The 21170-nt window shown below is 31.4% G+C and carries 23 protein-coding genes and 1 tRNA gene; 19 read left to right on the forward strand and 5 right to left on the reverse strand.

The features are described 5' to 3' along the window. Nucleotides 1–30 precede the first annotated feature (30 nt). The 8 genes from hprK to whiA all read left to right on the forward strand — a co-directional run bounded on the left by hprK (nucleotide 31) and on the right by whiA (nucleotide 7862). A complete protein-coding gene (gene hprK, locus AC2FB1_RS05780) occupies nucleotides 31–966 on the forward strand; it encodes an HPr(Ser) kinase/phosphatase (RefSeq protein ID WP_490674335.1) in 936 nt (311 codons plus the stop codon). A 3-nt stretch (nucleotides 967–969) separates the two neighbouring features. Then, a complete protein-coding gene (gene lgt, locus AC2FB1_RS05785) occupies nucleotides 970–1812 on the forward strand; it encodes a prolipoprotein diacylglyceryl transferase (protein WP_490674336.1) in 843 nt (280 codons plus the stop codon). Beyond that, on the forward strand, nucleotides 1812–2291 hold the full coding sequence (locus AC2FB1_RS05790) for an acyltransferase (RefSeq protein ID WP_490674337.1): 480 nt from the start codon (nucleotides 1812–1814) through the stop codon (nucleotides 2289–2291). The genes lgt and AC2FB1_RS05790 overlap by 1 nt, the downstream gene beginning before the upstream one ends. Nucleotides 2292–2308: 17 nt before the next feature. Further along, nucleotides 2309–3748, forward strand: a complete 1440-nt coding sequence (locus AC2FB1_RS05795; RefSeq protein ID WP_490674338.1) for a tetratricopeptide repeat protein — start codon at nucleotides 2309–2311, stop codon at nucleotides 3746–3748. Nucleotides 3749–3811: 63 nt separating this feature from the next. Continuing rightward, a complete protein-coding gene (trxB, locus tag AC2FB1_RS05800) occupies nucleotides 3812–4753 on the forward strand; it encodes a thioredoxin-disulfide reductase (RefSeq protein ID WP_490674339.1) in 942 nt (313 codons plus the stop codon). 155 nt (nucleotides 4754–4908) lie between these two features. Next, on the forward strand, nucleotides 4909–5823 hold the full coding sequence (rapZ, locus tag AC2FB1_RS05805) for an RNase adapter RapZ (RefSeq protein WP_490674340.1): 915 nt from the start codon (nucleotides 4909–4911) through the stop codon (nucleotides 5821–5823). Beyond that, a complete protein-coding gene (locus AC2FB1_RS05810; RefSeq protein ID WP_490674341.1) occupies nucleotides 5820–6806 on the forward strand; it encodes a gluconeogenesis factor YvcK family protein in 987 nt (328 codons plus the stop codon). The genes rapZ and AC2FB1_RS05810 overlap by 4 nt, the downstream gene beginning before the upstream one ends. Before the next feature lie 111 nt (nucleotides 6807–6917). Further along, on the forward strand, nucleotides 6918–7862 hold the full coding sequence (gene whiA / locus AC2FB1_RS05815) for a DNA-binding protein WhiA (protein ID WP_490674342.1): 945 nt from the start codon (nucleotides 6918–6920) through the stop codon (nucleotides 7860–7862). Nucleotides 7863–7933: 71 nt separating this feature from the next. Here the strand turns inward: whiA and AC2FB1_RS05820 are convergent. Then, nucleotides 7934–8005, reverse strand: a tRNA-Arg gene (locus AC2FB1_RS05820). 175 nt (nucleotides 8006–8180) lie between these two features. On the opposite strand from AC2FB1_RS05820, the gene clpP reads away from it, so the two are divergent. Continuing rightward, nucleotides 8181–8768 (forward strand): ATP-dependent Clp endopeptidase proteolytic subunit ClpP, encoded by a 588-nt coding sequence (gene clpP, locus AC2FB1_RS05825; RefSeq protein WP_490674343.1) that lies wholly within the window; start codon nucleotides 8181–8183, stop codon nucleotides 8766–8768. Nucleotides 8769–8817: 49 nt separating this feature from the next. Here the strand turns inward: clpP and AC2FB1_RS05830 are convergent, their stop codons facing one another. The 3 genes from AC2FB1_RS05830 to AC2FB1_RS05840 all read right to left on the reverse strand — a co-directional run bounded on the left by AC2FB1_RS05830 (nucleotide 8818) and on the right by AC2FB1_RS05840 (nucleotide 10497). Beyond that, on the reverse strand, nucleotides 8818–9000 hold the full coding sequence (locus AC2FB1_RS05830; protein ID WP_490674344.1) for a hypothetical protein: 183 nt from the start codon (nucleotides 8998–9000) through the stop codon (nucleotides 8818–8820). A gap of 17 nt (nucleotides 9001–9017) precedes the next feature. Then, nucleotides 9018–9917: a TIGR01777 family oxidoreductase gene (locus AC2FB1_RS05835; RefSeq protein WP_490674345.1), complete on the reverse strand. Its 900-nt coding sequence runs from the start codon at nucleotides 9915–9917 to the stop codon at nucleotides 9018–9020. Between the two features lie 403 nt (nucleotides 9918–10320). Beyond that, nucleotides 10321–10497 carry a hypothetical protein gene (locus AC2FB1_RS05840; protein ID WP_490674346.1) on the reverse strand — a complete coding sequence of 59 codons (177 nt, stop codon included), beginning with the start codon at nucleotides 10495–10497 and terminating at the stop codon, nucleotides 10321–10323. 187 nt (nucleotides 10498–10684) lie between these two features. On the opposite strand from AC2FB1_RS05840, the gene AC2FB1_RS05845 reads away from it, so the two are divergent. After that, on the forward strand, nucleotides 10685–11488 hold the full coding sequence (locus AC2FB1_RS05845; RefSeq protein WP_490674347.1) for a hypothetical protein: 804 nt from the start codon (nucleotides 10685–10687) through the stop codon (nucleotides 11486–11488). 59 nt (nucleotides 11489–11547) lie between these two features. Here AC2FB1_RS05845 and AC2FB1_RS05850 read toward each other — a convergent pair whose 3' ends face one another. Next, complete coding sequence (locus AC2FB1_RS05850; protein WP_490674348.1) at nucleotides 11548–11775, reverse strand: hypothetical protein; 228 nt, start codon at nucleotides 11773–11775, stop codon at nucleotides 11548–11550. A 259-nt stretch (nucleotides 11776–12034) separates the two neighbouring features. On the opposite strand from AC2FB1_RS05850, the gene AC2FB1_RS05855 reads away from it, so the two are divergent. The 9 genes from AC2FB1_RS05855 to AC2FB1_RS05895 all read left to right on the forward strand — a co-directional run bounded on the left by AC2FB1_RS05855 (nucleotide 12035) and on the right by AC2FB1_RS05895 (nucleotide 21139). After that, nucleotides 12035–13054, forward strand: a complete 1020-nt coding sequence (locus AC2FB1_RS05855; protein WP_490674349.1) for a sugar-binding transcriptional regulator — start codon at nucleotides 12035–12037, stop codon at nucleotides 13052–13054. A 46-nt stretch (nucleotides 13055–13100) separates the two neighbouring features. Then, nucleotides 13101–14108: a type I glyceraldehyde-3-phosphate dehydrogenase gene (gene gap / locus AC2FB1_RS05860; protein ID WP_490674350.1), complete on the forward strand. Its 1008-nt coding sequence runs from the start codon at nucleotides 13101–13103 to the stop codon at nucleotides 14106–14108. A gap of 145 nt (nucleotides 14109–14253) precedes the next feature. Beyond that, nucleotides 14254–15444, forward strand: coding sequence for a phosphoglycerate kinase (locus tag AC2FB1_RS05865; protein ID WP_490674351.1), 1191 nt, complete (start codon nucleotides 14254–14256; stop codon nucleotides 15442–15444). Between the two features lie 110 nt (nucleotides 15445–15554). Then, the gene (gene tpiA, locus AC2FB1_RS05870) at nucleotides 15555–16316 is read left to right on the forward strand and encodes a triose-phosphate isomerase (protein ID WP_490674352.1); all 762 of its coding nucleotides are present in this window, start codon (nucleotides 15555–15557) and stop codon (nucleotides 16314–16316) included. A 2-nt stretch (nucleotides 16317–16318) separates the two neighbouring features. Beyond that, a complete protein-coding gene (gpmI, locus tag AC2FB1_RS05875; RefSeq protein ID WP_490674353.1) occupies nucleotides 16319–17836 on the forward strand; it encodes a 2,3-bisphosphoglycerate-independent phosphoglycerate mutase in 1518 nt (505 codons plus the stop codon). A gap of 130 nt (nucleotides 17837–17966) precedes the next feature. Further along, nucleotides 17967–19271: a surface-displayed alpha-enolase gene (gene eno, locus AC2FB1_RS05880; RefSeq protein WP_490674354.1), complete on the forward strand. Its 1305-nt coding sequence runs from the start codon at nucleotides 17967–17969 to the stop codon at nucleotides 19269–19271. 175 nt (nucleotides 19272–19446) lie between these two features. Then, nucleotides 19447–19905 carry a hypothetical protein gene (locus AC2FB1_RS05885; RefSeq protein ID WP_490674355.1) on the forward strand — a complete coding sequence of 153 codons (459 nt, stop codon included), beginning with the start codon at nucleotides 19447–19449 and terminating at the stop codon, nucleotides 19903–19905. Between the two features lie 67 nt (nucleotides 19906–19972). Then, nucleotides 19973–20206 carry a preprotein translocase subunit SecG gene (gene secG / locus AC2FB1_RS05890; protein WP_490674356.1) on the forward strand — a complete coding sequence of 78 codons (234 nt, stop codon included), beginning with the start codon at nucleotides 19973–19975 and terminating at the stop codon, nucleotides 20204–20206. Between the two features lie 192 nt (nucleotides 20207–20398). Then, on the forward strand, nucleotides 20399–21139 hold the full coding sequence (locus tag AC2FB1_RS05895; protein WP_490674357.1) for an alpha/beta hydrolase: 741 nt from the start codon (nucleotides 20399–20401) through the stop codon (nucleotides 21137–21139). The last annotated feature ends 31 nt before the right edge of the window (nucleotides 21140–21170 follow it).

Here is a 21170-nt window from a genome sequence, read left to right on the forward strand (position 1 = left end):
ATTAATTCAAGTGAATTTTGAGGTGAACTCATGTTAACAACAGATAGATTGGTTAAATCATTAAATCTTAAGTTATTTACTGGAGAAAACGGGTTAAATAAAATAATTAAAAATATTGATATTTCTAGACCTGGTCTAGAAATGGCAGGATACTTTTCTCATTATGCAGCAGATCGTATTCAATTATTAGGTACTACTGAATTATCATTTTACAATTTACTACCAGATGAAGAAAGACAGGGACGAATGAGAAAATTATGTCGTCCTGAAACACCAGCGATAATTGTAACTAGAGGATTAGAGCCACCTCAGGAACTTATTGAAGCGGCTCAAGATATGGATACACCTTTGATTGTTTCTAAGGATGCTACAACAAGTTTAATGAGTCGATTAACGACATTTTTAGAACATGAGTTAGCTAAAACAACTTCTTTACATGGTGTATTAGTAGACGTATATGGTGTAGGAGTATTGATTACAGGGGACTCTGGAATCGGGAAAAGTGAAACAGCATTAGAATTAGTAAAACGCGGACATCGTTTAGTAGCAGATGATAACGTTGAAATACGAGAAATTACAAAAGATGAATTGATTGGAACACCACCTAAATTAATTGAACATTTATTAGAAATACGTGGACTAGGAATTATAAATGTTATGACTTTATTTGGAGCGGGTTCAATTCTAACTCAAAAACAAATTCGATTAAATATTAATCTTGAAAATTGGAATAAGGATAAATTATATGATCGTGTGGGTTTAAATGAAGAAACTTTAAAGATTTTAGATACAGAAATAACTAAAAAAACAATTCCTGTAAGACCGGGGAGAAATGTTGCTGTTATTATAGAAGTAGCTGCAATGAATTATCGTTTGAATATCATAGGTATTAATACAGCTGAAGAATTTAATCAACGTTTGAATGAAGAAATTCTCAAGAATGGGAATCAGAATGAAGGGAAGTAACATATGTTTTTTAATTTGAATTATATAAATCCTACTGCTATCGATATAGGCCCTTTATCGATAAAATGGTACGGAATTATTATTGCAGTAGGGATATTGATTGGGTATTTTATTGCTCAAGCAAGCTTGAAATCTATAGGCTTACATAAAGATACGTTAGTAGATATTATCTTTTATTGTGCAATTTTTGGATTTCTAGTTGCAAGAATTTATTTTGTTATATTTCAATGGCCTTATTACATGGAAAATCCGTCAGAAATACCTAAAATTTGGCATGGCGGGATAGCTATTCACGGTGGACTAATAGGTGGATTTATTACTGGAATCATTCTATGTAAATTAAAAAATCTCAATCCTTTCCAAATTGGAGACATTGTTGCGCCAAGTATTATATTAGCTCAAGGTGTAGGAAGATGGGGCAATTTTATGAATCATGAAGCTCACGGTGGACCAGTATCAAGAACATTTCTAGAAAATATACATATTCCAGAATTTATTATTCGAAATATGTATATTGAAGGTGTATACTATCACCCTACTTTTCTGTATGAATCAATTTGGGATGTACTTGGATTTATTATATTAATTACACTTAGAAAGCATCTACGTGTTGGAGAAACATTTTCATTATATCTTATTTGGTATTCAATAGGACGATTTTTCGTTGAAGGATTACGAACAGATAGTTTAATGTTAACAAGTCATATTCGCGTAGCTCAACTTGTTTCAGTTATTTTAATTATTATTGGTATCACTTTAATTATCTCTCGTCGAATAAAATATCAACCTGCTATTTATAAAAATGCCGGACCATTAACTTGGAATTCAAGAGTGAAAGTGAAATAATGAGACGATTAACCATTATTAATAAACAATCCATTAATCCATTATGGCGTATTTACCAATTTGTTCGTTTTTCTAAAGTTTTAAAAAATACATTGATAATAGAAGTGAGTCGATTTATTCCTTTTTTAAATATAAAAAGATACATTTATATTCATTTTTTGAAGATGTCAATTGGGAAACGGACTGCATTTGCCTATAAGGTGATGCCTGATATTTTTCATCCTCAGTTAATATCTATTGGCAGTAATACTGTTATTGGTTATAATACAACAATATTAACGCATGAAATTTTAGTAAATGAGTATCGTTATGGACGAGTAGATATTGGTTCTCAAACTTTAATTGGAGCGAATGTGACTATTTTGCCTGGGGTGAAAATAGGTCATAACGTTATTATTAAAGCAGGCACTATCGTTTCTAAAGATGTTCCAAATGATACGATTGCTTTTGGAAACCCCATGCAAATCCATGATAAATAAGAAAGAGGTGACAAAGCATGGCACGTAAGGATCAAAAAATTATTCCAATGACTTTTGATGAAAATTTTTATCGAAAGATGGCAGATCAAAAATATAAACAGAAAAATTATAGAAAAGCAGCTGAATATTATAAAAATGTGCTTGATTTGTCACCTGAAGATTTTGATATAAAACTTAAGTATGCGGATTGTTTAAAAGAATTGAATTTGAATAAAAAAGCAGAAAAAATGTTTTATGAGAGTATTGTAAATGATTATAATGTATCAGAAAGTTACTATCAATTGAGTCAATTGAATATTAAACTTAATGAGCCAAACAAGGCTTTCTTGTTTGGTATTAATTATGTAGTTTTATCAAATGATTATTCTTTTAGAGAAGAATTAGAAAAAATGTTCGAAGTGTCATATGTTGAAGAAAATAAAATTGAAAAGGAAGCACAATTATTTGCAGTTCAATTATTATTTCAATATTTATTCGGTCAAGGACGTTTACAAGAAGCACGAACCTATATTTTAAAACAAAACGATGATATACAGTCGCATCGCGTTATTAGAAATTTACTAGCAATGTGTTATCTTTATTTAAGTGAATATGAGATCGCTAAAGAATTATTTGAAACATTGCTTGCTGAAGATAATTCGGATGTACATGCATTATGTCATTATACGTTGCTATTGTATAATACCAATGAAACAGAGAAGTATCACAAATATATAAAAATATTAAATAAAGTGATACCGATGAATGAAGACGAAAGCTTTAAATTAGGTATTGTACTAAGTTATCTTAAACAGTACAAAGCGTCTCAACAACTTTTATATCCTTTATATAAGAAAGGTAAATTTGTCTCAATTCAAATGTTTAATGCTTTAAGTTACAATTATTATTACTTAGGAAATAAAGAACAAAGTAAATTATTTTGGGATAAATTATTACAAATTTCTGAAGTAGATGTGGGTTATGCACCATGGGTATTAGAAGAAAGTAAATATAAATTTGAACAAAAAATATTACCTTTATTATTAGATGACGATAGTCATTATAGATTATATGGCGTATTTTTATTAAATCAGCTAAATGGAAAAGAAATACTAATGACCGAAGATATTTGGGCAGTATTAGAAAATATGAATGACTATGAAAAATTATATTTAACTTATTTAGTTCAAGGTTTACATTTAAATAAGCTTGACTTTATTCATAGAGGTTTAAAGAAAATCTACGATGTTGAAGAACTATCGTTTGATACAGAATTATTTGTCAGTTGGATTGATAAAGGAGAAGCTTTAATCGCTGACGGTGTTAATTTTAAAGAATTAAATAGATATATTGCAGCACATGTTTATTTATATTATCGTTACTACAAAAAACATATAACTAAAAAGAAAATTATTGAAATTTTTGATACTACAAGATATAAATTAGATAATGCAATTGATAAACTATTGAGCATATAAATTTATGAAATGAAAATAATACTATATAATGCGCATATTAATATAAACGTAGGAGGCATAAAAATGAACGAAGTAGATTTTGATGTTGCGATAATTGGGGCTGGACCAGCTGGAATGACTGCTGCAGTTTATGCATCACGTGCAAACCTAAGCACAGTGATGATTGAACGTGGAATGCCTGGAGGACAAATGGCAAATACGGAAGAAGTTGAAAATTTCCCAGGTTTTGAAATGATTACGGGCCCTGATTTATCTACAAAAATGTTTGAACATGCGAAAAAGTTTGGCGCTTCTTATCAATATGGAGATATTAAATCAATTGAAGATAATGGCGATCATAAAGTGATTAATCTAGGAAATAAAACAATAACAGCTAGAGCAGTGATTATTTCAACAGGTGCAGAATATAAAAAAATTGGTGTACCGGGTGAACAAGAATTAGGCGGCCGTGGTGTAAGTTATTGTGCAGTATGTGATGGTGCATTCTTTAAAAATAAAAATATATTTGTTATTGGAGGGGGCGATTCAGCGGTAGAAGAAGGCGCATTTCTTACTAAATTCGCTGACAAAGTAACAATTGTTCATCGTAGAGATGAATTAAGAGCCCAAAAAATTCTACAAGATCGTGCCTTTAAAAATGAAAAAATTGATTTTATTTGGAGTCATACATTGAAATCAATTAATGAACAAGATGGAAAAGTAGGTTCTGTAACCTTAGTTTCAACAAAAGATGCTTCTGAACAAACGTTAGATGCAGACGGTGTATTTATTTACATTGGTATGAAACCTTTAACTGCGCCATTTAATAATTTGGGTATTACAAATGATATGGGCTATATTATTACAAAAGATGATATGACTACTTCTGTACCAGGAATTTTTGCTGCTGGAGATGTGAGAGATAAAGGATTACGTCAAATCGTAACTGCTACTGGTGATGGTAGTATTGCTGCACAAAGTGCAATTGATTATATTGAAGAGTTAAAAGACAAAGAGGAAGCTTAAGGCATTGATTAAAGCTAGAATAATTACTTCTTTATAGAAGAATTATTGCTAGCTTTTTTCTTAGTAGCAACAGTTGATACAAATTGTTATTAAGATAAAAATATATGCTATGATGTTATATAAATATATGTACGCTTAAATGGATGGTGCTTAGAATGGTTAATCAAATAAATGATGAAATGAGTAAAAGTGAACTATTAGTTGTTACAGGACTGTCTGGTGCTGGTAAATCATTAGTTATTCAATGTTTAGAAGATATTGGTTTTTTCTGTGTAGATAATTTACCACCTATATTACTACCTAAATTGGTGGAATTAATGGAACAAGGTAATCCGTCACTTCAAAAAGTAGCAATTGCCATTGACTTAAGAGGTAAAGAGTTATTTAAATCACTTGTGGATGAAATTGATGCAATTAAAACGCGTAATGATGTGATTGTAGATGTTATGTTTTTAGAAGCTACAACTGAAAAATTAATTTCTAGATATAAAGAATCACGTAGAGCGCACCCTTTAAATCAAAATGGACAAATGTCTTTAATTGATTCTATTCTCGAAGAACAACAATTGCTTTCAAATATTAGGTCAATAGCGAACTACACTATTGACACTACAGAGTTAAAGCCTAAAGAATTAAAAGAAAGAATCAAATGTCGTTTCGCCGATGAAAAAATAAATTCATTTAGTATTAATGTAACTAGTTTTGGATTTAAACATGGTATTCAAAAAGATGCTGATTTAGTATTTGATGTACGCTTTTTACCTAATCCATATTATGTAGAAGACTTGAGACCAATGACTGGAGAAGATGAACCTGTTTATAATTATGTGATGAAATGGAAAGAAACTGAAACTTTCTTTGAAAAATTAATGGACCTACTTATTTTTATGATTCCAGGTTATAAAAAAGAAGGTAAATCACAACTGGTTATTGCAATAGGCTGTACAGGAGGACAACATCGCTCTGTAGCCTTAGCTAAGCGTATCGGAGAAGAGTTAAATGATATATTTGATTATAATGTGTATGTTCATCATAGAGATGCACATATTGAAAGTGGCGTGAAGAAATGAAACAGTTGAAAGTAGTACTAATCGGAGGAGGCACGGGACTCTCAGTACTAGCTAGAGGGTTACGAGAATATCCAATAGATATCACTGCTATTGTTACAGTTGCAGATGATGGCGGTAGTACAGGTAAAATTAGAGATGAAATGTCTATTCCTGCTCCAGGAGATATTAGAAATGTCATTGCAGCGCTAAGTGATGCGGAACCTATTCTAGAAGAATTATTTCAGTATCGTTTTGAAGAACATCAAATTGAAGGTCACTCATTAGGTAATTTATTACTTGCAGCACTCACAAATATAAAAAATGACTTTGGTCATGCAGTGAAAGAATTAAGTAAAATTTTAAACATTAAAGGAAAAGTGATTCCATCTACCAATACTAACGTTATGTTAAATGCGGTATTAGAAGATGGTGAGATTGTTAAAGGTGAATCTAAAATACCTAAAAAAAACAAAAAAATTCGACGTGTCTATTTAGAACCATCTAATGTAGAACCCATGCAGGAAGCTATTGATGCTTTACAAGAAGCGGATTTAATTGTTCTAGGTCCTGGTTCACTATATACGAGTGTAATTTCAAATTTGTGTATTGAAGGTATTTCTAAAGCAATATTAAGTTCACAAGCACCAAAATTATATATTTCTAATATTATGACTCAACCTGGAGAAACAAATGATTATGATGTCTACGATCATATTAAAGCTATTCATCAACATGCTGGAGAACCATTTATTGATTATGTTATTTGTAGTAATGATGCATTTGATGAACAGATTCTTCAACGATATAAAGAACGTAATGCTCATCCTGTAAATACGAATAAAATAAAATTAACAGAAAATAATATTAAAATTATTACTTCTAAAAATCTTGTAGAGGTTTATGATAAAGTACTTGTTCGTCATAATACAAAGGTTCTTGCTCAACTTGTATATGATTTAGCACTTGAATTAACAAGTACAATTCAATTTAAACCTAAAAAATAAATTAAATGTATTAAATTTTAATGAATTTAAAAATAATTTGATATAGAGTTTCATATATTTTGAGATGTTAATTACATATAATAATGATGATGAGAAAAGGAGGCGATATCAATGAGTTTTGCATCAGATATGAAAAATGAATTGACCCGTATTGAAGTTGATGAAAGTAATGCTAAGGCTGAACTTAGCGCTTTGATTCGGATGAACGGCGCACTCAGTTTATCTAATCAACAATTTGTAATTAATGTTCAAACTGAAAATGCGACTACGGCTCGAAGGATATATTCATTAATTAAGCGAATTTTTAATGTAGAAGTAGAAATATTAGTACGAAAAAAAATGAAATTAAAAAAGAATAATATCTATATTTGTCGTACAAAGGTACGCGCTAAAGAAATACTTGATGAATTAGGTATTTTAAAAAATGGTATTTTTGTTCATGATATTGATGCGAGTATGATTAAAGATGATGAGATGCGTAGGAGCTATTTAAGAGGCGCATTTTTAGCGGGTGGATCAGTAAATAATCCGGAAACCTCTTCCTATCATTTAGAAATTTTTTCTCAATATGAAGGACATGCTGAAGGATTAACTAAACTAATGAATAGCTATGGATTGAATGCTAAGCATTTAGAACGAAAAAAAGGGAGTATCTCTTATTTGAAAGAAGCGGAAAAAATTTCTGAGTTTTTAAGTTTGATAGGGGGATACCAAGCTCTATTAAAATTTGAAGATGTAAGAATAGTGAGAGATATGAGAAATTCTGTCAATAGACTAGTGAACTGTGAAACTGCTAATTTAAATAAAACCGTGAGTGCAGCTATGAAGCAAGTACAAAGCATTCAATTAATTGACGAAGAAATAGGTTTAGATAACTTGCCTGATCGTTTAAGAGAAATTGCAAAATTACGAATAGAACATCAAGAAATTTCTTTAAAAGAATTAGGAGAAATGGTATCAAATGGGCCTATATCTAAATCAGGAGTAAATCATCGCTTAAGAAAATTAAATGAATTGGCTGATAAAATTCGAAGTGGAGAGAAAATCGAATTATAAAATTAAAATGTTTTAAAAAATAGGATGAAACAATCATATAACGTTTCACCCTATTTTTTAATAATCATTAGCCCCCTCGAGAGGAATCGAACCTCTATTTTAAGAACCGGAATCTTACGTGCTATCCATTACACTACGAGGAGTATATTAAAAACTAATTTCTGTACTAAACGTATAATTAACAGTACAATTTGAATATATGAATAGTGTATAAAAATATAAAGAGAAACGTCAAATGAATATGAAGGTAATATTTTTGACCATTTTTGACTTTTATTGTAAAATAAATATAACAGTTAATTACAAGGAGGAAATATAATGAATTTAATTCCTACAGTTATTGAAACAACAAATCGCGGTGAACGCGCATATGATATTTATTCTCGTCTATTAAAAGACCGCATTATCATGTTAGGCTCAGCAATTGATGATAACGTTGCAAATTCAATTGTATCACAATTATTATTCTTACAAGCTCAAGATTCTGAAAAAGATATTTATTTATATATTAACTCTCCAGGTGGTAGTGTAACAGCAGGATTTGCGATTTACGATACAATTCAACATATTAAGCCAGATGTACAAACAATTTGTATTGGTATGGCTGCTTCAATGGGATCATTCTTATTAGCAGCAGGTGCAAAAGGTAAACGTTTTGCATTACCAAATGCTGAAGTTATGATCCATCAACCATTAGGTGGCGCTCAAGGACAAGCAACAGAAATCGAAATTGCTGCTAATCATATTTTAAAAACACGTGAAAAATTAAATCGTATTTTAGCTGAACGTACAGGTCAAAGCATTGAAAAAATTCAAAAAGATACTGATCGTGATAATTTCTTAACTGCTGATGAAGCAAAAGAATATGGTTTAATTGATCAAGTAATGCAACCTGAAGATATGTAAATTAATTTTTTAATACGTAAAAAGGAAGAGCATTGATGCTCTTCCTTTTTTATGATTTTATAGTTTTTAATAGATATTGTATAGCTACAAAACCTAGTATTAAACCTACAATAATAAATAAAAAAGATAAAAGTATCATAGTGATATTTTTTTCGAAAGCAAAGACGCCATTTAAAATTAAAAATATACTAGCAATAAGAAGTAGGATATACGTTAATTTATTGTCATTCATTACTAAATCTCCAATTACTATTCGTTAATTAAGTCTTCAAGTGCAACTTTTAAATTATTATATCTAAAATTAAAACCTAATGCTTCTAATTTATTAGGTAAGACTTTTTGAGTATCAAGAACTACTGTTGACATTTCTCCTAGTACAGCACGCATAATTAATGATGGCACCCATGTTTCATGTGGTTTATGCATAGTACGTCCAAGTGTATATCCAAATAAATTTTGGCGTTCAGGAATTGGAGACGCCATATTAAAAGGACCTTTAGCTTTTGGTTCGTCAATTGTAAATAAAATCGCACGTACTAAATCATCTATATGAATCCATGAATACCATTGACGGCCAGAACCTAATTTGCCTCCTACATAGAATTTATAAGGTAATTTCATTGTTTGAAGTGCGCCTCCTTCAGAAGATAAAATCATACTAAATCTTCCTAATACGACACGTGTACCAAAATTTTCAAAACGATGAGCAAATCGTTCCCATTGATAAACGACATCTGATAGGAAATCAAACGGAAGTGTTTGATATTGTTCTGTGTAAGTTCGATATGAACTAGGAGGATAATAACCCATGGCACTCGCATTAAAAAGTACTTCAGGTTTATGCGTTCGTTGTTCAAATAAATAAACTAAAGACTCAGTCGACTGAATACGACTTGTCATAATCGTTTGTTTATAAGAAGATGTCCAACGTTTATTTAATGTTGCCCCTGCTAAATTAATAACTACATCAATATCCGGTACTTGTTTTTCCCACCCTTTTTTAGACCAGTTAACATACGTAATCTTAGGCTCATCACTTTGTTTATCACTACGAGTTAAAATTGTAATATGTGCCTCTCTTTTTTTAATTTCATTCACTAAGTGACTGCCTACCATTCCGGTTCCACCAGTAATTAAAAATTGTTTCATATTCTAACACCTCGTTTTTATTTTTATAAAGAAAATAAATTTTTAATGAAAATCCAAAGAAAGACGTTCAAAAAAACATTCATGATTTATTCAATAATATGTCATTAACTTTAGAAGATACTGAGATTAAATCTACCCAAATTTAGTTATAATATAAGTATACCTTCGCCATAGATAATAGTATATTACCTAATGAGTATGTTTATACCCTTAATATACAAAATGAAAGCATTTTACTTCCCTTTAGTAGTGAGAGTCTGTGACATAATATAAAAGGTTGTCTCAGACTCTTTTTATATAGTAATAGGAAACGGTTGAATTGAAAGTAAGTTTGATTATAATTTGGCATAGAAAGTCAGATTTACTATAAATAAGTCCTATCTTATTTCATATTTCTATTATATTACTTTATAAATAAGATTAAGAATAAAATGATTATAGGAATTAAAATACCAACCAATATATCAAATCTTGAATCTTTACTTTCATCAAAATCATCATTGCTTAACATCATAGATTTAATTTTATTACTTGAACTTGAATGATCTTTAAATAAGGTATTAAATGTATCTTTTTTCATTTTGTCACTCCAAAAGTTACTTAATATTGATAGTGTTAGTTATTCATATATGATGTTATCATATATAATTGAATGAGTATTACATTTATATATGGGTTTAAATATCTTTAATATTATTTAAAAGGAATAGTGTAAAATAGATTGCTGTATTTAAGGATGAATAGATAATTAAGAAGTGAGGGAGTCCATGTCTAAAAAAAGTAAAAATCTTAAAGACTATAAAGCACCGGAAAAGAAAAAAATGAGTGGCATTTCTAAAATAATTAGTGCAATTATTGTGCTTCTTTTAATTGGTGGATTAGTGTTTGCAATTTTTGCCTACGTAGATAATTCAAATAGAGCCAATGAACGTTTAAGTCATCAGTCGACGGAAGAACATAAAGATAAGAAAGACAAAGATACTAAAAAAAATAAGGACAAAGATAGTAAAAATGATAAAAAGAACGAAGAAAGTACGCAAGAATATGCAACAAGTGAAAGAAATACAAATAATAGTGAAGAAGATAAATTAGATAATGTAAAAAATCCAAGTTCAGTTGATAACTTCTCTAAAGAGCAAAGTAACTCAACAAAAGTAAAACCTACTAATCAAGATAAAACAACACAAACACAACAAGCTTCTAAGGAGACACCTACAGAACAATCTAATATAAAAACTCAAAGTGCTCAACAAAAAGAAGACTCACAAACAGAAGAAAAGGCAACGCAAGAACAAACAGATAAATCAACTGAAAATACTCAATCAAGTCAGTCTTCTCATGCCAATACTTCGACTGAAACATCTCAAAATAGATCAAATAATAACGGTACTACTACACAAGAACAATCTAACACAAATCAATCATCACAGGCCCAGCGAACGCAAGAAACAAAGAAACAAGAATCAACGATGCAACCATCCAATGCGCAATCAACAACAAAATCATCTAGTTCAACAAATTCAGAAACAAAAAGTAATACACAACAATCTCAAAAATCTTCAGACGAATAGTAAAAAACCTAGGTATATACACATTTTATCTATATGTGTATGATTACCTAGGTTTTTTACTAAAACATCCAATTAAGTAAGAATGTTAAGATAATCGAAAGAATAATTGATATAAAAATAGAAGAAAAACAACCAAAAGGACAACCACAACCATAGTGATATCGTATTGTATTGTAATTTTTAGACATGTCGCGATAGTCTTGTTCTCTTTTAAAATAATTCTCATCTTTATATCTATTATCAGAAGGATCTATAACTTCAACATCCTTATTGTCTTTATATTTCAAAGCGTTTCCTCCTATCTAGGTAATTTCAATTTATATGTTTTGAAAGGCTTAAGAATTTAATTGTATTGCATTTACTATACCCTATTTCAAATGATTAGTAGATTATTTAAAATAATAAAGGTTTTTGCTTGCTTTTTTATAACGACAATAGTAGTATTGCAATTGTAAAGAGGTTGAATTTTGTCCCAGGTGGGACAAAAAAAGTCAAACCTTCTCTAACTCTCGATTACCTTTTGAGAAAAATAGGAGGAAGGTAGTAGTGAAAGACCTGATTAAACTTCAACAAAAGTTGGTTCCTGACTTAATTGATAAAATGTATCGACGATTTTCTATCTTAACGACAATTTCAAATAATGAACCTGTAGGACGCAGAAGTTTGAGCGAACATATGGATATTACAGAAAGAGTCTTAAGAACAGAAACAGATATGTTAAAAAAGCAAAATCTTATACAAGTAAAATCAACTGGTATGGAAATCACTGAGGAAGGTACGAAAGTACTTAATCAATTAAGTGATTACTTTAAAGTGTATAAAGATGATAATCATTATGCTAAACATATTAAGAACAACTTTGGAATCAAGGAAGTATATGTCATACCTGGAAATGCTGATATGCATGAAGAAGTTAAGTCTGAGATGGGTAGACAAGCAGGTCATTTACTAGAAGATATACTGTATGAAGATGCAATTGTATCAGTGACGGGTGGATCAACAATGGCTAATGTTAGCCGAGCGATGCATTTATTACCATTTAATGTGTTTTTTGTTCCTGCACGTGGCGGTCTTGGTGAAAATATGGTGTATCAAGCAAATACAATTGCAGCAAGTATGGCGCAACAAAGTGGCGGATATTATACCACGTTATATGTACCAGATAACGTAAGTGAATCAACATATAATACGTTATTGATGGAACCCTCAGTTGTGCACACATTAGAAAAGATTAAACAAGCAAATATAACAATACACGGTATTGGTGATGCGCTGAAGATGGCGCATCGTAGACAATCGTCTGATGAGGTAATTGAAAAACTTCAACATCATCAAGCCGTCGGAGAAGCTTTCGGATATTATTTTGACGCTCAAGGTCATGTAGTTCAAAAAGTAAAAACAATTGGATTACAACTTGAAGATTTAGAAAGCAAAGATTTTATATATGCTGTTGCTGGCGGCATGTCTAAGGGAGAAGCTATCAAAGCATATCTCAGTATTGCACCAAAAAATACAGTATTAATTACTGATGAAGCAGCAGCTAAAGTAATATTAAATAAGGAATAAAAAGTTATTTAACTTTTTAAATATCATTTTAAAGGAGGCCATTATAATGGCAGTAAAAGTAGCAATTAACGGTTTTGGTAGAATTGGTCGTTTAGCATTCAGAAGAATTCAAGACGTAGAAGGTATTGAAGTAGTTGCAGTAAACGACTTAACAGACGACGAAATGTTAGCGCATTTATTAAAATATGACACTATGCAAGGTCGTTTTAACGGAGACGTAGAAGTTGTTGAAGGTGGTTTCCGTGTAAATGGTAAAGAAGTTAAATCTTTTGAAGAACCAGATGCAAGTAAATTACCATGGGGCGATTTAAATATCGACGTAGTATTAGAATGTACTGGTTTCTATACAGAAAAAGAAAAAGCTGAAGCACACATTAATGCAGGAGCTAAAAAAGTATTAATTTCTGCTCCAGCAAAAGGTGATGTTAAAACCATCGTATTTAACACAAACCACAAAGATTTAGATGGATCTGAAACAGTAGTATCAGGTGCTTCATGTACTACAAACTCATTAGCGCCAGTTGCTAAAGTTTTAAATGATGAATTTGGTATTGTTGAAGGTTTAATGACAACTATCCACGCTTACACTGGTGACCAAATGACTCAAGATGGTCCACACAGAAAAGGTGACAAACGTCGTGCACGTGCAGCAGCACAAAACATCGTACCTAACTCAACAGGTGCAGCTAAAGCTATCGGTAAAGTAATTCCTGAAATCGATGGTAAATTAGACGGTGGAGCACAACGTGTACCAGTAGCTACTGGTTCATTAACTGAAGTAACAGCTGTATTAGAAAAAGACGTTACAGTTGAAGATATTAACAAAGCAATGAAAAATGCTGCTGACGAATCATTCGGTTACACTGAAGATGAAATCGTATCATCAGATGTTGTTGGTATGAACTTTGGTTCATTATTTGATGCAACTCAAACTCGTGTAATCTCAGTTGGTGGTAAACAATTAGTTAAAGTAGCTGCTTGGTATGACAACGAAATGTCTTATACTTCTCAATTAGTACGTACTTTAGAATATTTAGCTGAATTAACTAAATAATTTCGTAGCCTAGTTTAATAACAACTTGTGCTCAGTACACTTGTATAAAATGTTAAATTAAGTTAGCTTATGAGTAAGCGGGGAGCACTAACGCTTCTCCGCTTATTTTTATATTAATAATTCCTATTTAAAGGAGGAAATTATAATGGCGAAAAAAATTGTTTCTGATTTAGACTTAAAAGGGAAAGTTGTACTTGAACGTGCTGACTTTAATGTACCTATAAAAAATGGTGAAATTACCAATGATAACCGTATTGTTCAAGCCTTACCAACAATTAAATATATTTTAGAACAAGGCGGTAAATTAGTATTATTCTCTCACTTAGGTAAAGTTAAAGAAGAAAGTGATAAGAAAGAGTTAACTTTAAAACCAGTAGCAGATGCATTAACTGAAAAGTTAGGTAAAGAAGTTGTGTTTGTTCCAGAAACACGTGGTGAAAAACTTGAATCTGCAATTAAAAACTTAAATGAAGGCGATGTATTATTAGTTGAAAATACTCGTTTTGAAGATTTAGATGGTAAAAAAGAATCTAAAAATGATCCTGAATTAGGTAAATATTGGGCATCATTGGGTGATGTGTTTGTAAATGATGCATTTGGTACTGCACACCGTGAGCATGCTTCAAATGTTGGTATTTCTACTCATTTAGAAACAGCTGCAGGCTACCTAATGGAAAAAGAAATTAAATTTATCGGCGGTGTGGTAAATGATCCACATAAACCAGTTGTGGCTATTTTAGGTGGTGCTAAAGTATCTGACAAAATTGGTGTTATTAAAAATTTAGTGAATATTGCTGATAAAATTCTTATCGGTGGCGGTATGGCATATACATTTTTAAAAGCACAAGGCAAAGAAATTGGTCTATCTCTATTAGAAGAAGATAAAATCGACTTTGCTAAAGAACTTTTAGAAAAAAATGGTGATCAAATTGTATTACCTGTCGATTGTAAAATAGCTAAAGAGTTTTCAAATGATGCTAAAATTACTGAAGTATCTACTGATGAAATTCCAAGTGACCAAGAAGCAATGGATATTGGACCAAAAACAGTAGAATTATTTACTAAAGAATTACAAGGTGCTCATACAGTAGTATGGAATGGACCTATGGGTGTATTTGAATTTAGTAATTTTGCTAAAGGAACAATTGGTGTATGTAAAGCAATTGCTAACTTAGAGGATGCAATTACAATTATTGGTGGTGGCGATTCAGCAGCAGCTGCAATTTCACTAGGATTTGAAGATGATTTCACTCATATTTCAACTGGTGGCGGTGCATCACTAGAATACCTTGAAGGTAAAGAATTACCTGGTATTAAAGCGATTAACAATAAATAATATTTATTTGAATAATAAGAATGTTTCTTTTATCCTCTTCGTGGGAAAACAATGAAAGAACGTTAATATTATAATTAATTTTAAATTTACTAATAATAGGAGTGTCAATAATGAGAAAACCAATCATAGCTGGTAACTGGAAAATGAATAAAACAGTTCAAGAAGCTAAAGACTTTGTAAATAATTTACCTACATTACCTGATGAAAAAGAAGTTGAATCAGTAATTTGTGCGCCAACCATTCAATTAGATGCATTAATTTCTTTAGTGAATGATGGCAAAGCAAAAGGATTAAAAATTGGTGCTCAAAACACTTACTTTGAAGATAATGGTGCATTTACAGGAGAAACTTCTCCAGTGGCATTAGCTGACTTAGGTGTTAAATATGTCGTTATTGGACATTCAGAACGTCGTGAATTATTCCATGAAACTGATGAAGATGTGAATAAAAAAGCACATGCAGTATTTAATCATGGAATGACACCAATTATTTGTGTTGGTGAAACAGATGAAGAAAGAGAAAATGGCAAAGCTAACGAAGTAGTAAGCAACCAAGTAAAAGAAGCAGTAAAAGGCTTATCAGAAGAACAACTTAAAGAAGTTGTCATTGCTTATGAACCAATTTGGGCAATCGGAACTGGTAAATCAGCTACTTCAGAAGATGCAAACGAAATGTGTGCACAAGTACGTAAAACAGTAGCTGACGTGTCAAGCCAAGATGTAGCTGATACAACTCGTATTCAATATGGTGGTAGTGTTAAACCAAATAATGTAAAAGAATACATGGCTCAATCAGATATCGATGGTGCTTTAGTTGGTGGTGCATCACTTAAAGTAGATGATTTTGTACAATTGTTAGAAGGTGCTAAATAATTATGACTAAACAACCAACAGCATTAATTATTTTAGATGGTTTTGCTAACCGTGAAAGTGAACATGGTAATGCAGTAAAACAAGCGAATAAGCCTAATTTCGATCGTTATTATAGTAAATATCCTACTACTCAAATTGAAGCAAGTGGTTTAGATGTTGGCCTTCCTGAAGGCCAAATGGGTAACTCTGAAGTAGGTCATATGAATATAGGTGCAGGTCGTATTGTCTATCAAAGTTTAACTCGTATTAATAAATCCATTGAAGATGGTGATTTCTACGAAAACGAAGTGTTAGGAAAAGCGACACAACACGTTAAAGAACACGATTCTGCATTACATGTATTTGGCTTACTTTCAGATGGTGGTGTTCACAGTCATTACAAACATTTATTTGCATTATTAGAACTTGCTAAACAAAAAGGTCTAGATAAAGTTTATGTACATGCATTTTTAGATGGCCGTGATGTAGACCAAAAATCAGCTATTAAATACATTGAAGAAACAGAAGCTAAATTTAAAGAACTTGGTGTAGGTCAATTCGCATCAATCTCAGGTCGTTATTACGCAATGGATCGTGATAAACGTTGGGATCGTGAAGAAAAAGCTTATAATGCTATTCGCAATTTCGATGGACCTTCTTATGCTAGTGCTAAAGAAGGGGTAGAAGCGAATTATGCAAATGATGTCACTGATGAATTTGTTGAACCATTCATAGTGGAAGGACAAAATGAAGGTGTTCAAGATGGAGATGCTGTTATCTTCTTCAATTTCCGTCCTGATAGAGCTGCACAATTATCTGAAATATTTACAAATAAAGCATTTGATGGCTTTAAAGTTGAACGTGTAAATGATTTATTCTATGCAACGTTTACTAAATATAATGATAATGTTGATGCAGAAGTTGTATTTGAGAAAATTGACTTAACTAATACAATTGGTGAAGTCGCTCAAAATAATAATTTAAAACAATTACGTATTGCAGAGACTGAAAAATATCCACATGTTACTTATTTCATGAGTGGTGGACGTAACGAAGAATTTGAAGGGGAACGTCGACGCTTAATTGATTCACCTAAAGTTGCTACGTATGATTTAAAACCTGAAATGAGTGCATACGAAGTTAAAGATGCATTATTAGAAGAGTTAGACAAAGGTGATTTAGATTTAATTATTTTAAACTTTGCTAACCCTGACATGGTAGGTCATAGCGGTATGCTTGAACCGACAATCAAAGCAATTGAAGCAGTAGACGAATGCTTAGGTGAAGTGGTTGATAAAATCTTGGATATGGATGGTTATGCAATTATTACTGCTGACCATGGTAACTCAGATCAAGTTTTAACTGACGATGATCAACCTATGACTACGCATACTACAAACCCAGTTCCAGTAATCGTTACTAAAGAAGGCGTGACATTACGTGAAACAGGTCGTTTAGGTGACTTAGCACCAACATTACTAGACTTATTAAATGTTGAACAACCTTCAGACATGTCTGGTGAATCTTTAATTAAACATTAGTAAAGCTGTAAATGATAAGATGATTTAATATTATTATTTAATATTAAGTCATCTTAGTATAAATATTTTATTAAGTAACAAAAAATAGTTATAATAATAAAAGAATCTAAATTTAAAGGAGATTATTAATATGCCAATTATTACAGACGTTTATGCTCGCGAAGTGTTAGACTCACGTGGTAACCCAACAGTTGAAGTTGAAGTTTTAACTGAAAGTGGTGCTTTTGGTCGTGCATTAGTACCTTCAGGTGCTTCTACAGGTGAACACGAAGCAGTTGAATTACGTGATGGAGATAAATCACGTTATAGCGGTAAAGGTGTTACAAAAGCTGTTGAAAATGTAAACGAAATTATCGCTCCAGAAATTGTTGAAGGTGAATTTTCAGTTTTAGATCAAGTATCAATTGATAAAATGATGATTCAATTAGACGGAACACCTAACAAAGGTAAATTAGGTGCTAACGCTATTTTAGGCGTATCTATCGCGGTTGCACGTGCTGCAGCAGATTTATTAGGTCAACCTTTATACAAATATCTAGGTGGATTTAATGGTAAACAATTACCAGTTCCAATGATGAACATTGTTAATGGCGGTTCTCACTCAGATGCACCAATTGCATTCCAAGAATTTATGATTTTACCAACTGGTGCTGAATCATTTAAAGAAGCATTACGTTGGGGCGCTGAGATCTTCCATAACTTAAAATCAATTTTAAGTGAACGTGGATTAGAAACTGCTGTAGGTGACGAAGGTGGTTTCGCTCCTAAATTTGATGGTACTGAAGATGCAGTAGAAACAATCATCAAAGCAATTGAAAAAGCTGGTTACAAACCAGGGGAAGATGTATTCTTAGGATTTGACTGCGCTTCATCTGAATTCTACGAAGAAGGTGTTTATGACTACACTAAATTCGAAGGTGAACATGGTGCGAAACGTAGCGCAGCTGAACAAGTTGACTACTTAGAAGAATTAATTGGTAAATATCCAATTATTACTATTGAAGATGGTATGGATGAAAATGACTGGGACGGTTGGAAACAATTAACTGATCGTATCGGTGATAAAGTTCAATTAGTAGGTGACGATTTATTCGTAACTAATACTGAAATCCTTTCTAGAGGTATTGAACAAGGTATTGGTAATTCAATCTTAATCAAAGTAAACCAAATTGGTACATTAACTGAAACATTTGATGCTATTGAAATGGCTCAAAAAGCTGGATACACTGCAGTAGTATCTCACCGTTCTGGTGAAACTGAAGATACAACAATTGCTGATATTGCAGTTGCAACAAATGCTGGTCAAATTAAAACTGGTTCATTATCAAGAACAGATCGTATTGCGAAATATAATCAATTATTACGTATTGAAGATGAATTATTTGAAACAGCAAAATTTGATGGAATTAAATCTTTCTACAATTTAGATAAATAATTTTAGTAATTTACTAAAGTTAATAGAGTTCACGCGCTTGCCTGTCATAGAGTTGAGTCTATGGCAGGCTTTTTTTATTAAAAAAAGTCTTAAATAAGAGCATAGAGGTGTAAGATTTAACTTCATTAATGAAACTGATATAATAAGCCTGTAACTGAAAGAAGGAGAATTGAAGATGAAGCAACAACTTAATCGTGAACGTATTGCTGGTCAATTGATTGGATATAGTTCGCTTATATTTTGTGTATTATTAATTATCCATAATTTTATTGCTTTAGATGCTCAAACCGCTCAAACACTATTGACACAAGCTCATCAAAAAGCAACGAATAGTGCAGTAGATAACATTTTAAATAGTTTTAGATATACAGGCATTATGTATATTCTTGCATACTTAGCTGGAGTGATTGCTTTATGGAATCGACATAAATATCTTTGGTGGTTTATGTTTGCCGTATATGTATCAAATGTATTATTTACACTTGTCAACTTAACAATGGTATTAAATGCTATTATTGAAGCAAAATCGGTTATATTTATTTTACCTATTTTAATCGTCGTGATTGGTTCAGCAATATTAGCAATATATATGTTAATTATTTCAATTGTGCGTAAGAGTACATTTAATCGATAGTGTTTGATAACTATATTAAGAATATGTTATAATTCCAAACGTATATAATGAACGGAGGACAATTTTCATGCATACATTATTTATAGTCTTATTAATTATTGATTGTATTGCATTAATTACTGTTGTATTACTCCAAGAAAGTAAAAGTAATGGACTTTCGGGTGCGATTAGCGGGGGCGCTGAACAGTTATTTGGTAAGCAAAAACAACGTGGCGTCGATTTATTCTTGCATAGATTAACAATTGTGTTAGCCATCATTTTCTTTTTAATATTGATTGGTATAAGTTATTTTGGTTTATAAGGTCCGACGATGTCAATGTCGGGCTTTTTTATTTATAATAGAGTTAACACATTTTATAAAAAAAGTTATTATTCTACTATATTCATCAATGCATATATTTAACCTATTAAGGGAATAAAATAGATTGATTATATAATGAATATAATTTAAGAGAATAATCATATTATTATTTTTGTTAGAGAGGGATAAGAAATGCAAATTAAGTTACCTCAACCTTTCTTTTTCCAAGAAGGTAAAAGAGCAGTCTTACTCTTACATGGATTTACAGGTAATTCATCTGATGTAAGACAACTTGGTAGATTTTTACAGAAAAAAGGGTATACTTCATATGCGCCACAGTATGAAGGCCATGCTGCACCACCAGAAGAAATATTAAAATCTAGTCCATATGTATGGTTTAAAGATGTGCTTGATGGCTATGATTATCTTGTAGAGCAAGGTTATGATGAAATAGCAGTAGCTGGACTATCATTAGGCGGTGTATTTGCCTTGAAATTAAGTTTAAATCGGCCTGTAAAAGGTATCGTAACAATGTGTGCTCCTGCTGAAGTAAAAACAGAAGGCACAATTTATGAAGGCTTTTTAGAATATGCACGTAACTTTAAAAAATACGAAGGTAAAGACCAAATTACTATCGATAATGAAATGAAAGACTTTCATCCTACTGAAACACTCAAAGAACTTAGTGACACATTAAGCCATGTACGTAGCGAAGTAGATGAAGTCTTAGACCCGATTTTAGTGGTTCAAGCTGAAAAAGATAAAATGATTGATCCTCAGTCAGCAAATTATATATACGAAAATGTAGATTCAGATAAAAAACAAATTAAATGGTATGCAAACTCAGGACATGTCATTACGATTGACAAAGAAAAAGAGCAAGTGTTTGAAGATGTATATGAGTTTTTAGAAGGATTAGATTGGTCTGAATAAATAATAAAATAAATGATTGGAGAAAGGAGGG

Source organism: Staphylococcus sp. CoH_129_LAB_1 (assembly GCF_058191515.1).